The sequence below is a fragment of the Streptomyces sp. NPDC022910 genome, from assembly GCF_055561075.1.
This window is the reverse complement of record NZ_JBVHHL010000022.1, coordinates 55801-69177: the sequence shown is the minus strand read 5'-3', so window position 1 is coordinate 69177 and position 13377 is coordinate 55801. Positions and strand designations below refer to the sequence as shown.

The following is a 13377-nucleotide window of genomic DNA, read 5'->3' as shown; positions in this document are numbered from 1 at the left end:
TCGGCACCCTCTGTCGGCTCGGAATGCGGCGGCAGGCCGTCGTCCCGTGTGAAGGCGGGCGGGTAGTTCCCGGTGATGCTGTCGGCGGGCCCTGCTTATGTGCAGGCGATCCGGGTGTTCGGGAGGCCGCAGGACGCGTGTGGCGTGCACGCGGTCGCGTGCACGCCACATCAGGTCCGGACGGGGAAGGACGCAGAGCACCGCCTACTTGAAGTGGACCACCTGAGGGTCGTGGTCGCTCGACTGGTCGGAGAACTCGGCATTGATATGGACGACCTGGTACCCGGGCTTCTTGATGGCGGGAGAGACCAGGATGTGGTCCAGGGTCTGGGAGTTGCCGTCGTAGACGTAGCTGTAGCGCTCGTCCAGCGGCAGGGTGTTGATCAGGTCCGTGAGGACGCCACCCGAGGTCAACGTGGCGAGCGGCTTGGAGAACTGGTAGTCGTTCAGGTCGCCGAGGACGACGACCTTGGCCTTCGGGTCCTTGGCGAGAAGGCCGGAGACGAAGGTGTTGACTTCCTTCGCCTGGGCCGTGCGCTGGGTCTCGGAGCCGAGCGTCGGCGGCTGGAATGCGCCGTGCACCGGCTGGTCGCCACCCTTGGAGTTGAAGTGGTTGCCGACGACGAAGACCTGCTTGCCGCGGAAGGTGAACTCACCGACCAACGGCTTGCGGCTGCTCGCCCAGGCGTCCGAGGCGGGGTCGATCCGGCCCGGGGAGACCGAAAGCCGTACGCCCTTCTTCCCGTCGCTGACGGCTTCGACGGCCGTGGTGGAGTCGCCGCCCGGCCGGTCCACGAAGGTGACACGCTGCGGGTTGAAGAGGAAGACGCTGCGGATGTTGCCACCGGGCTCGCCGCCGTCGGAGTCGTTGACCGGATCGATGGCGCGCCAGTCGTACGACGGGCCGCCGGCCGCCTTGATGGCGTCGATGAACTGGGCGATGGTCTTGTCGGCCGTGACCGTACCGTCGTCCTCGGGGCCGTTGTCGTCCTGGATCTCCTCCAGGCTCACGATGTCCGGGGTCGCCAGGTTCGTGACGATCCCTTCGGCCAGCCGGTCGAACTTGCTCTGCGGGTCGGTCGGGTCGAGGTTCTCGACGTTGTACGTGGCCACGGAGAGCTCGTTGGACTTGCCCTTCTCGGCCACGTCGGGCGTGAGCCCGCCCGGCTGGACCTTTCCGAGAGTGGTCGCCTGGATGTTGTAGCCGCCGTAGTCGGAGTAGTCCACGGGGCCCGCTGTGGTGCCGGACAGGGTGTCGCCCACGTCGGCCTTGAGCTGGTCGCCCGTAAGTGAGGTGACCAGGAGCCGCCCGGAGTTGGGGTTGTCGTAACCGGTGATGATGGTGCCACCGCGGGGAGTCGGGTTCTGGTCGGGCTTGGTGGTGATCCATGTCTCGTTGTAGGCGTTGGTGGCGCCCACCACGCGCGAGTCGCCGATCTGCGCCAGCATGCCCTCATGGGCTTCCAGCCAGTCCAGCGCATAGGTGCCGGGCTGCAGTTCCAAGGACTCGATGCTCGCCCCCTGTGCCTGCGGCGCATAGGCGTCGGGCAGCGTCGCGGACTCGATGACCTCGGCCTCGGGCAGCTTGTTGCCCGAGGACAGTACGGCGGCCGTCGGGCCGGTCAGTTCGGTGACGGACTGCGTGCCGCTGCTCTTGCCACCGGGGTAGTACTCGCTCACCTTGCCCGAGACGAGCACCGAGTCGCCTACCTTGACCAGGGGCGTGGCGGAGCCCGTGTAGACGAAGACGCCCTCGCTGGTGGCCGGGTTCGCGTCCGGTTCGGGGTCCTGGATCCAGTAGCCCTTCGAGCCGGTGCTGCGCACACCGGTCACCAGGCCGGGCACGTTGGTGACGGTCTTGCCGTTCTGAGGGGAGATCCGGCCGGTGCCCTGGATGTCGTGGATGCGGAGGCTGCCAGGGGTGGGGGTGGGCGAAGGGGTGGGGGTGGGCGACGGATCGCCGGCGCCGCCCCCTGTGCTGTTGCGCGGGCTCGGCGCGGAACCGGTGAAGTCGGCCGAGTTGTCGTCGGTGTCGGCGAACGCGGCATCGCGCGAGACGGAGGTGGTGTTGCCGGCACCCGTGGCGGGAGAGCCCTCACGGACCACGGCGGTGCCGAAGCCGACCAGGTCCTCGATGGTGCCGTCCGCCGCGCAGTCGGCTGCGGTCAGGCAGGTGAGCGGGGTCGTCGAGTGGACCAGCGCCACGGTGCCGCTGGTCGCCGACATGGGGATCGTGCCGGTGGCGTCGGGCGTCGGCAGGACGGTGTCACCGCCGGACCCCTTGGCCTCCTGGATCAGGTAGGTGCCGCCCGCGGGGACGGCGCCCGTGAGCGGGGTGACTTGCCACTTGCTGGCGGCGCTGGGCGAACCGGGCAGGTACTGCACCGACCATCCGCTGAGATCGAAGGGGGCGGTGGCGGCGTTGCCCAACTCGATGAAGTCGTTCGTGTAGGAGGCGCCGGAGTTGCCACCGCCGCCGTACACCTCGGAGATGGCGGCGTCCGACGACGGTGCCGCCTGGGCGGTGAAGGGGAGCGCGACGAGCGACCCGGTGAGACCGACGGGAAGCGCTACGAGGAGGGCCTTGGCACCTCGGCCGCGCAGGGCCGGGGGTATGCGTGTCACGTGAGACTCTTTCTCGCGGGAGCAGTTGTGTCAGAGGCGCGGCTGAGATGTGGGGGGTATGTGGAGCTTTCAAGTCGCCGTAAAAATACGCGCGTAGACCCGTGTCGTACAAGAAGTTCAGCCGACTCGGCGGCAAACGTTCGCCGCCCGTTCGCCGTCGTCTCGATGATTCGGTCCGACCTCGGACCCACGGACGGCCGCTTGGCGGCGCTGCTGCTCCGGTGCTAGCGCGCGCCCTCCCAGAGCAGGCGCTCCCCTTGCCGCGGGTCGTCCTCCAGAGCGGGCTCTTCGGCGAAGACCTTCGTCGTGCGGGTGGTCGTGTCGTACGCGGGCCAGCCGGGGTTGCCGGTCTTCGCGAAGGAGACCCATGCTCCGTGCATCGCGTCCGCGAGAGCCTGGGGTGGGTGGGTGCCGAGCATCGGGGTGTACGACGGGTCGTGGAGGCGGTCGAAGACGAAGGCCAGTTCCAGGGCGTGGCAGGCGCCGAGGCGGCCGGCGAACCGTGGGGAGCGCCAGGCGAATTCGTACAGGTACGAGCCAGGGACGGACTCGGCCAGACGGATGGCGGGAATCCGGTAGAACCAGTCCGTCGCCACCGCCTCCAGAAGCTCGCCCGGGCCGGCGCCGGGGCGGGTTGCGTGGTACAGGGGGAGTGCCTTGTCCGGATCCAGGCCGTAGGCGGCCGCCATGGCACGCAGCCGCGATGCGGGGAAGGTGTTCAGGCGCTCCGTGGGGACCAGGAAGAGGCGGTACTCCTCGCGGTTGCTGCCGATCAGGAGGTCGACGCCGCAGTCGGGCCCGGGAAGAAGCAGACCTGCTGTCACCGGTTCGAACGGCATCATGTTGAGCGCCGCCTCGCCCCACAGGGCCGGGTCCGGACGGGCGCCCACCTCTGCGCGCAGTTCGCTCTGGGCGGGCAGGAGGTGGTGGAGCGGAACCGCGGCGAAGGCCTGCGGGGTCGGTTCGATGCCGAGCTTCGCGGCCAGGCGGGCCGCGATCAGGGCCGCCGAGGCGGGGCGCAGGAAGTGGTGGCAGGCACCGCTCTGCAGGATCGCCCGGCGGAACAGGCCGCGTGCCTCGCCCGTGGCCAGCAGTACGCCGATGCTCATCGCGCCCGCCGACTCGCCGAAGACCGTCACCTGATCCGGGTCGCCGCCGAAGGAGGCGATGTTGGCGCGGATCCAGCGCAGGGCTGCCAGCTGGTCCAGGAGGCCGCGGTTGTCGGGGAGATCGGGAAGGTGGAGGAAACCGTCCGCGCCCAGGCGGTAGTTGAGGGTGACGCAGACGACCCCGTCGCGGGCGAAGGCGCCGCCGTCGTACGCCGATGCCGAGCCGGAGCCGTTGGAGAACGCCCCGCCGTGCAGCCACACCATCACCGGCAGGCCCGCCCCCGGCTCCGGGGCGGGGGTCCAGATGTTGAGGTTCAGGCAATCCTCGCCGGGGATGTCGTCCTCCGGGATGAGGACGTCGAAGGGCGGGGCGTAGGGCGCGTGGGGCGCGGTCGGGCCGTAGGCCGTGGCGTCGCGTGTGCCCGTCCATGACTGCGGGGGGCACGGCGCGCGGAAGCGACGCGGACCGACGGGCGGGGCGGCGTAGGGGATGCCGAGAAAGGACGCCACGCCGTCCGGGGAGCGCCTGCCGCGGACGGCACCCTGATGAGTGGTGCACACGGTCATGCGGACAGGATCCCCAGCAACGCCGCGCCGAACTCCTCGGGGCGTTCCAGGTGCACGGCGTGTCCGGCGCCGGGCACGGCGATCTCCCGTACCGTGCCGCCCGCCGCTGCGTAGAGGTCAAGAACGTGGCGTGTCTGCGCCACCATCGGCTGGGCGGGGGTCCCGTCCCAGCCCGGCACCGCGCCGATCGAGCCCAGGTGTGCCAGGTCGAACATCGAGGTGTCCGAGACGATCACGTCGTCCTCGCCGCGTATCCACAGCAGCGGTGGCTTGGGGTCGATCAGATGCAGCTCGTCGATGCGGAAACGGAGGGGGGAAAGGCAGTTGAGGACCCCATGGGTGCCGGGTGCGACGCCCGGCCAGGCGGGGGACGCCACGCTGTCGCCCGGGTAGTGGTCGTCGCCGGTACGCGTGGTGAGCATGGACTCGACGTACTCGTCCTCGTACTCGGGGCGCAGGGGCGGCTTGACGTAGCAGTTGGCCAGGACCGAGCGGGGCGAGAGCGGGGAGTCCTCGCCTCGATCGCCCTTGGCGAGCCGCGCCACGAAATCCGGGTTGGCCGTGCCGCCGCCCGAGCCCGCCCCGTCTTCGGAGTTGAGGGTTCCGTCCTCTCCGTGCGTACCGCCGAAGCCGTACGGGGAGACCGGGTTGACCAGGGTCAGGGAGCGCACCGCGGACGGATGGTCGCAGAGGTACTGCATGATCACGCCGCCGCCCATCGACCAGCCCACCAGGTGTGCCCGGTCGATGCCGAGGGCCGCCAGCAGTGCGGCGAGATCGTCGGCGTGGTCGCGCAGGCCGCGCGTCGCGTCGATGGGCAGCGGGTCGGTGCCGCCGAAGCCGCGCAGGTCCGGTGCGATGGGGCGGTACCGGTCCGGAAGGAGGGACAGCGTGGTGCGCCAGAAGGCGGAGGAGGAGACGTTGCCGTGGACGAGGACGACCGGTTCGCCCTCGTCCCGGACGTCGGTGATCTGGACGGTGAGACGGTCGGTGGGCACGCGGCGGGTGCGGATCGTGGTCATGTGCGGTCCTTTACGAGAGCCAGGTGGCGATCTGGGCGGAGGCTGCGCTGTTCCATCCCAGCTCGAGGTGGTTGGCGCCGGCGATGGTGGCCGTGCCGCCGACCGTGGGGATGCCGGTGGTGTCGAGCGCGCTGGCGATGAAGACGACACCGTCGCTGGGCCCGCGGTTCTCGTTGAAGATGCCAGGCACGTCCGGGGATCCGCCGGCCAGCAGGTAGGTGGTGACGGAGGCGGGCACTCCGGCGTTGTGCAGCGGCGTGATCAGTGAGCCGGCGTCGATGGCGGCCTGGATGCCGCTGCCCGCGGTGTAGAAGCCCTGGCCGCCGTAGTACGTCGTGTACCAGTCCTGGGCGGCGCTGTCGACTCCGTACTCCCCGTCCCAGCGGGCCAGCATCTGACGCTGGCCGGGGTAGTCGTCGTAGCCGCCGGAGGGGGTCATCGAGAACTCGGGGTGCGCGGTGTACTGGCCGTAGCACGTCATGTGCGAATGCGGGGAAGGGGCGTTGACGTTCCCTCCGCACTCGGGCCAGATGGAGAAGTCGTGCGCCCAGCCGTGGGCGTACGGGTAGTCGTAGCCGCCGTTCGGGCCGCCGACGGTGATGAGCTTGCGTACGTCACCGGCGTACGACCGTCCCCAACTCGGCTTGAGGGACGACACGTACGCACGGGTCGACATCTCGCCCTTGCTCCAGCCGACGAGGTCCACCGTGCCGACGCCGAGCTTCGCCTTGATGACGGCGATCGCGTCGCCGACGATCTGCGCCTGCATCAGGTTGTCGCCCTGCTTGTGCGCGAAGCCGACGGCGAAGACGCGGTAGCCGCGTCCGGACAGGTACTGCATCAGCCCGGTGGACGGGCAGGACATGGCGCCGCAGCCGTAGCCGCCCGCCTCACCCGGATCGGCCCAGGCGCGATCCGCGGTGTCGTTGGCGCCGTGGACGAGCAGGACCGGCGTGGTGCGGCTGCCGGTGTTCCAGCCGGGGGCCGAGTAGAGCAGGAAGCGGCCGGAGTAGGGGCGGGAGACGCCGCCGAAGTACGTCACGCGCTGTCCGTCCTGGTCGCCGCGGCCGTCCGGCGGGTATTCCTCGGTGCGGAATCCGGTGGTGGTGTCGAGATAACGCTCCACGCGCTGCCAGCCGTTGGTGACGGCCCCGGCCCCGTAGCTCGCCTCGAGGGAGAGATAGGAGGGCGGCCCGGCCGCGGACGCGGCGGTGGCCGGCAGCCCGGCCACCACCGCCATCAGGAGGGCGACCGGCAGCCGCCACCAGCCTTCACGGATTCGCCCGTACCGCATGTCCTGGGGGTCCCCCGTCCGTGTCTTCACGACGTTGTCCCGCTCGGCGCACACGTTAGGCAAGGGGTGCAGGGGAGGGCATGTGTGCGGGCCCCACAACGGAGGCAGGCCGTATGGGGCGGCGGCCTGCTGTCCGGCTCTCTGCCCGACAGACGAAGCACGCGACCGCGGTCTTGTCCGGGAACTCGGCGAGGAAGACGACGCCGAAGGCGAGCGCCCTCACGCTGAAGCTGGTCAAGGTTCCTCGATCGGTCGGGGCTGTCCGTCGGGAGAACCGTCCGCTGACGCTGTCCTCGGCATCCCGCCCACACGGCCACCGTGGAGAGTGGCCGGCACCAGGAAGCCGCGCCCCCGGGCGCGCCGAACACCGGCGTGACCGGGCCGTGCGGAGCGCCCCTGAGCGGTGAGGAGCCGCCAGGCGGCGGGCAGCAGGACGGGGGCGACTGCTGCGGTGAGGGCGATGGTCCAGCCCGCCGGGCCGAGGGGCCGGCTGCCGAAGAAGTGGCTGAGGCCGGGGACGGCGACCACCAGGCCGAGGGCTGCGAGGGATCCCACGGCGGCGAGGGCGACCACCGGATCGCGGCCCGCGTCGGCGAGGGTCTGCATGAGCTGGGAGGCGATGAGGGCGACCAGGGAGACGGTGTCGGCCCGGGCCCGGGTTCCGGTCGCCCGGGCGACGGCCCATGCGCTGCCCGCGGCGAGCGCGGTGAGGGTGGCGCGCAGGCGGATGTGCCGGGTGAGGGCAGTGCCCAGGGAGGCCTCGGGGCCTTCCGCGAGCAGGTGCTCGGCTCTGCCTGCCGGAGGGCGGGCGGCGATGGCCATGGCCGGCAGCATGTCCGTGAGCAGATTGACGAGCAGCAGTTGGCGTGCGTTGAGCGCGCTCCGTCCGGTGAGCAGGGTCGTCGCCAGGACGAACGCGATCTCCCCGAGGTTGCCGCCGAGCAGGATGCCCAGCGCCTTGCGGACGGACGACCACATGGCCCGGCCTTCCACGATGGCGTCGACGATGGTCTCGATGCGGTCGTCGGTGACGACCATGTCGGCGGCGGTGCGCGCTGCGGGAGTCGCTTGGGAGCCGATGGCGATGCCGACGTCGGCGAGCCGGATGGCGGGTGCGTCGTTGGCGCCGTCGCCGGTCACGGCCACGACCCGGCCGGCCGAGCGCAGCGCGGCGACGATGCGCACCTTGTGGGCGGGGGTGACCCGGGCGAAGACCGAGATATGCGGCAACGCCTCGGCGAGGTCGGCGTCGTCGAGCGCGTCCAGTTCCACCCCGGTCATCATCCGCAGCCCCTCGTCCGGCTGTAGCTCACCGGCGATCGCGGCAGCGGTGCTGGGGTGGTCTCCGGTGAGCATGACGACCCGCACTCCGGCCCGGACCAGACGGCGGACGCTCTCGGCGGCGGTGGCCCGCACCGGGTCCGCCAGTCCGAGCAGGCCCAGCAGGCACAGTTCCTCGACCTCCGCGTCGTCGAGGGTCTGGTGAGCGTCAGCGACCCGGTACGACGAGGTACGTTCGGCGACCACCAGCACCCGTAGGCCGCGCCGCGCCATGCGGTCGATGTCCTGGTTGACCGCGTCCCGCAGTCCCGCGGTGAACGGCACGGTGGTGTCGTTCCGCCGGACCCGTTCGCAGCGGGGCAGGACGACCTCGGGTGCGCCCTTGACGACCAGCCGCGTCTGTCCGTCGGCCCGGCCGAGGACGGCGTGATATCCGCGCCCCGGTTCGAACGGCAGCTCCGCCAGCCGCTGCCAGCCGTGCGCCGCTTCCGCCCCCACCGGGACCGGGGCGGCCCCGGCCTCTTCGGCCCCGGCGGCGATGGCACGGTCCGTGGGATGGGTGAGCGCCGAAGCCGGGCCGGCGGGACCCGCGAGGGCCGCCGCGGCGACGACTCGGCGCAGTCGCGGGGTGAGCGCGTCGAGCCGGTGCCGTTCGAGGCCGTCGGACACCTGCTGGAGGCTGATCCTGCCCTCGGTGAGCGTGCCCGTCTTGTCGAAGCACAGCACATCGGTGCGGCCCAGGGCCTCGATGGTGGAGGCGCTGCGCACCAGGGTGTTGCGGGTGGACAGCCGGCGGGCCGCGGCCAGTTCCGCGACGGTGGCGACGAAGGGCAGTCCTTCGGGTACGGCGGCGACGCACAGGCTGACCGCGGAGCCCAAGGCTGCGCCGAGGGAGCGCCTGCGGATGAGGTCGACGAGGAACAGCGCGACGCCTGACGCGATGGACAGGGGCAGGAACCAGCGGCCCAGGGTGTTCAGGCGGTGTTCCACGCCGCTTTCCGGGGGCCCGCCCGCCGGGGCGGCCTGGGCGGCGCTGCCGGCCTCGGTGGCGGTTCCGGTGGCGACGACCACGGCGAGAGCGCTGCCGGCCGCCACCGTCGTGCCCTGGTACAGCATGGAACGCCGGTCCGCGACCGCCTGTGCCGCGGTCGGGGCGGGTGACTTCAGCACAAGCTGCGACTCGCCGGTGAGGCTGGCTTCGTCCACTTCCAGGCCCGTCGCCTCGAGCACCCGGCAGTCGGCCGGGACCGTGTCACCGGCGCGTAGTTCGATGACATCACCGCGCACCAGTTGGTCGGCGGGTGTCTCGGCGTCGGTCCGGCCCGCCCTGCGCAGCCGTACGCGGGCGGACGTCGCCTCGACGAGCCGCTCGGCCGCGCGGTCCGCGCCCAGCCGCTGGGCTCCGCCCACGAGCGCGTTGACGCCGAGCACCCCGCCGATGAGCACCGCGTCCAGTACGGAGCCCAGAATCGCCGAGATGCCGCCGCCGATCGCGAGGACGGGCGTGAGCGGATTGGCCAACTCCTCCGCGACCCTACTGACCAGGCTGAAGGCGCCGGTCGGCCGCTCGTGCCCGTCGAACCGGCGGCGCCGTGCAGCCTCGGCGTCGTCGAGCCCCCGGGGCGACGTGCCGAGCCGCGCGACGACCTGACGCACGGTCATGGCATGCCAGGGCGTCGGCTCCACGGCGGCGGGGACCGGACGGCTGCGCAGCGCCCAACCCGCCCAGACAGCGGCCCCGATCCCGGCGATGGCCGTACCGTCGGTCACGAGGCGGGCACGCGCCCAGGCGCCGCGCCGGGGAATGCCCAGTGCCACCGTCGCACCCACAAGGGCACCGACCGCTTCCATGCGGACGCACAGCCGGCTCAGCCTGCGGGCTTCCGGAAGAGCGGTCAGCAGCAGGTGCGCGACGTCGGGCGGAGCGGCGACATCGGCGTCCCACGGCAACCGACGCAGGCCACCGGTCACCCCGATGCCCAGGTCGGCCTGGGCCAGGGAGCGGCGGGCGCCGGTCGCGACCACGGCGACACAGCGGCCCTCGTCCTGGAGGGAGCGGACCAGCGCGACCGTGCGGGCGCCGCCTACGGGAACGGCCTCGTCCAGTCCGAAGCGGCGGTGCAGCCCGGTCGGACCACCCGCGAGCACCACCCGGCCGCAGTCGCGCGCCGCCTGCACCAGATGCTCAGCAAACGGGTGCAACTGGGGCACCACACCCGCGACTGCGACGGGCCGGCCCTCCCGGATGACGAACAGCACTTTCGCGCCCCGCTCCGCCCACTCCCCGGCCACAGCGGCTGTCTCCCCGCTCAGTGCCGCTTGCGTGTCGTCGTGCTCGGCAAGCGGCCGCAGCGCCCACACGCCGCGTTCCTGCGGCTGTGACGGGTCGGCGCCGTCGATCAGTTCGTGGATCACAGCGTGGATCTCGTCGAGGTCCCCACCGGCGACCGCGGTCCCGCCAGGCGTCTGCCCTGGGGCCCGTCCTCGGAGAGGGGCGCCCATCGCCCCGCCGCCATCCGTGCTCGGCGTGCCACCCGTCTGCTCGCCGGGCGGCGCCAGGGGCACCACCGTGCCGACCGTCCACGCACCGGTGGCCAGCACGCGGGCGTCGAGGACGACCGTGTCGATACGGTCGAGCCGGCGCAGTGCCTCCGGGCGCAGCACCAGAGCTCCCCGACCGGAGGCGGCCTGTCCCACCGTGGCGGCGAAGACCTCACGGCCGGACCAGGCGCCTCTTGGTGTACCTGCGATCATCAAGGCCAGCGCCCGGTCATGGCTGCGGGTCACGGCCGCCGTAAGGCCGTAACCCGCCAGTGCCGCCGGGACAGCCGCATTCGCGTACCGCCCGGTCTGCCCTGGCGGCATCGGCTTCGGCCGCTCATGGGCAGGTGCGGCGTCGTGGCGGTATGCCCCCTCGCGCCCGCCCAGCCGCAACGCCCAGTCCTGCCAGGCCAGGCGGCGGGCCTTGGCCTCCGTGTACCGCGCAGCGGCCAGGAGACCGGAGACGACGGGGCCGAGCGGACGGAACGTCAGCGTCGTGGTGATCAGATTCGCCGTCGCCCAGCCGGTCTCGGCAGCCGCCGCACCGAACTTGCGGCCCGCGGCGTCCCGCAGCCAGGGAGTGGCCTCCGTGAGTTGGACCAGGGCGGGTACGACCGGTGGCAGACCGGGGATCCGGGCGATCCGCCCCGCCACCGCCACGCCGAACGCCACCAGACTCCCGGCCACCTGCATCGCGGCACGGACCTCCGCCTCGGGGCCACCGGGGAATCCGACACCGCGCGGGATCCGAACCGCTTCGGCCGCTTTGCCCGCACCCTCCCCGTGGGCCGCTTCCCGAGCGGCCGCCTCGGCCTCCACCTCGGCTTCCGCAACCAGGCGGACGAGGGCGCCTGAGTCGATTCCGGCAGGTTCGCAGCCGACGAACACGCAGCCGAGCGTGCCGTTCACCTCCGCCCGGCCCACTCCAGGCACGTCACCCAGCCGGGCCTCCAGCTCGCGCGCCGTCTGTGTCGTCCCGGGCTGTCCCACGTGCCCGACCTCGATCTGCACCCCGCCAGGGACCTGCCATGTGCGACGCGTCCGCGGCATCAGCAGCCGTCCGAGCGCCGAGAGCGCTACCGGCGCGGCGGTCACCGCCCCCGCGGCACTCCGGACGGTCCCGGAAAGCAGTGCTGGAATCACACGGCCTCCACCAGGCGCACGGTGCCGTCCCCAGGGGGCGGCACCCCTTTCCGACAAGTATGGGCGCGTCACGTCGGCACCGTCCTGCGGGAGCCCGGGGCGTGGACGCTGCTCGTGTCGGTGTCCGTCATAACGCCAGGGTGGGATGAGTACATCTGTTCTATAGTTGTGTACTTTTGTTCTTATGGCGAGGCCGGACTTTGGGGAGTCTCTGGCGACTCCGCAGGAAGTGGGGCAGCCGATGGCGAGCACGAGCACCGGTCCGCTGCCACTGTGGCGGGCGAGGGGCGAGGGGCGAGGGGCGAGGGGCGAGGGGCGAGGGGCGACGGGTTCGTCGGCATGACCCGGAACGCAGGACACGCATCCTGGACGCCGCTCTCGATGTCCTCGTAACGGACGGGGCTGCCGGCATCACGCACCGGAAGGTCGCCGCACGTGCGGACGTGCCGTTGGGGTCGGTCACCTACCACTTTTCGAGCCTTGCCGAGCTTCAGGCACAGGCGTTCGCCTGGTACGTCGGACAACGGACTGCGGAGTTCGAGGGCCTCTTCACGGAGGTGGAGACGCGCGAGGACTTGGTTGAGGTCCTGGTGGAACTTGTGCAGGGGGGACCGTCCCGGCGCCGCAGTGCGGTCCTCGGCTTCGAACTGCACCTGGCTGCTCTGCGCAATCCCACTCTGCGCGTGCTCACACAGGAGTGGACCAGGGACAGCCGGGCCATATTGGCCCGATTTACCGGGCCGGAGATTGCCGGCCGTCTGGACGCCTTGCTCGAAGGGCTGATCATGCATGCGCTCCTCGCGACGGAGCCGGAGCCGCAGGAGGCGACGCGGGCGGCGATCGTGCAGGCCCTCGCCACGGTCACCGGATGGGAAACGTGACGCGGTTGCCGCCCTTGACCCGCGCCTGCGAGAGATCGCGGCTGGAGTGAGGTCGACGTACGCGGTCTTCGCGGGCTTGGGACTGGCCGGGGCGACGTGGGCTTCCCGACTGCCGCAGATACGCGCACGGATGGACCTGGCGGCCCTACTCTGATCGGACTCCTCGTCGGCCAGACCGCTCTCGCACATGCCTTGCTCGTCATCGCGGCCCTCATGGCCGGGTCTGTCACCCTCGCCGGCGCCGCCCGCTTCGAGCCGCCGGTCTCACGTGCACTGGCCCAGACCGCCACTCCCGTGACGCCGAGACCCTCAGCACACCAAGGAGAACCCCATGCCGAGCAACCCGCCCGTGATCGCGGTAAGTGACGCCGAACTGGCCGAGCTTCGCACCCGGTTGGAGGGCACGCGATGGGCCGAACCCTGGCCGGTCAACGGCTGGGAGGCCGGTACTGACACGGCCGAACTCCGTCGCCTCGCTGCGTACTGGGCCGGCGGCTACGACAGGCGAGCCCACGAGGCCGCCATCAACGCCCTCCCCTCACACCTCGCCGACCTCGACGGAACACCCGTGCACGGACTTGATCACGGCCGTCGACGGCTACCCCACCCTCGCCGACCTCACCCCCGACGCCCTCCACCGCCTCACCTGACACCCGCCGACCAGCCGGGGCCGGCACCACACGCCCGCGCCGTTCCAGGTCGCGTGGCCCGTGGTGGCGTAGCGGGAGCGAAGCACGTGACTACGCATGGCGTGTAGCGGCAGCAAGCGAGGGTTCGACTCCACGTCCGACGTTGTGCGGTCGGGCCTCCTCACCCACCTGGCACAGGACTCGCGCCACACCACGGCTGCGTCAACCCCAACATCCACTCCGTGTGGTCGCTGTTCCCGGGCGGCGTCGATGAAGTAACCCATA

The 13377-nt window shown here is 71.6% G+C and carries 7 protein-coding genes; 2 read left to right on the top strand and 5 right to left on the bottom strand.

Going from position 1 to position 13377, the window contains the following annotated elements; translation table 11 throughout:
• Window positions 1-204 precede the first annotated feature (204 nt).
• The 5 genes from ACZ3TS_RS21750 to ACZ3TS_RS21730 form a co-directional block, all read right to left on the bottom strand.
• On the bottom strand, window positions 205-2625 hold the full coding sequence (locus ACZ3TS_RS21750) for an endonuclease/exonuclease/phosphatase family protein (RefSeq protein WP_467620217.1): 2421 nt from the start codon (window positions 2623-2625) through the stop codon (window positions 205-207).
• Between the two features lie 224 nt (window positions 2626-2849).
• A complete protein-coding gene (locus tag ACZ3TS_RS21745; RefSeq protein WP_467620216.1) occupies window positions 2850-4301 on the bottom strand; it encodes a carboxylesterase/lipase family protein in 1452 nt (483 codons plus the stop codon).
• Window positions 4298-5323 carry an alpha/beta fold hydrolase gene (locus ACZ3TS_RS21740; protein ID WP_467620214.1) on the bottom strand — a complete coding sequence of 342 codons (1026 nt, stop codon included), beginning with the start codon at window positions 5321-5323 and terminating at the stop codon, window positions 4298-4300. Before ACZ3TS_RS21740 ends, ACZ3TS_RS21745 begins: the two co-directional genes overlap by 4 nt.
• Window positions 5324-5333: 10 nt before the next feature.
• Entirely contained in the window at window positions 5334-6671 is a 1338-nt protein-coding gene (locus ACZ3TS_RS21735; protein ID WP_467620268.1) for an esterase/lipase family protein, read from the bottom strand.
• A 180-nt stretch (window positions 6672-6851) separates the two neighbouring features.
• Window positions 6852-11582, bottom strand: a complete 4731-nt coding sequence (locus ACZ3TS_RS21730) for a cation-translocating P-type ATPase (protein WP_467620213.1) — start codon at window positions 11580-11582, stop codon at window positions 6852-6854.
• 176 nt (window positions 11583-11758) lie between these two features.
• Between ACZ3TS_RS21730 and ACZ3TS_RS21725 the strand changes: the two genes are divergently transcribed.
• Together ACZ3TS_RS21725 and ACZ3TS_RS21720 are read left to right on the top strand one after the other, a co-directional pair.
• Entirely contained in the window at window positions 11759-12463 is a 705-nt protein-coding gene (locus tag ACZ3TS_RS21725; RefSeq protein WP_467620210.1) for a TetR/AcrR family transcriptional regulator, read from the top strand.
• 331 nt (window positions 12464-12794) lie between these two features.
• Window positions 12795-13220 (top strand): epoxide hydrolase N-terminal domain-containing protein, encoded by a 426-nt coding sequence (locus tag ACZ3TS_RS21720; protein ID WP_467620208.1) that lies wholly within the window; start codon window positions 12795-12797, stop codon window positions 13218-13220.
• Window positions 13221-13377 lie beyond the last annotated feature (157 nt).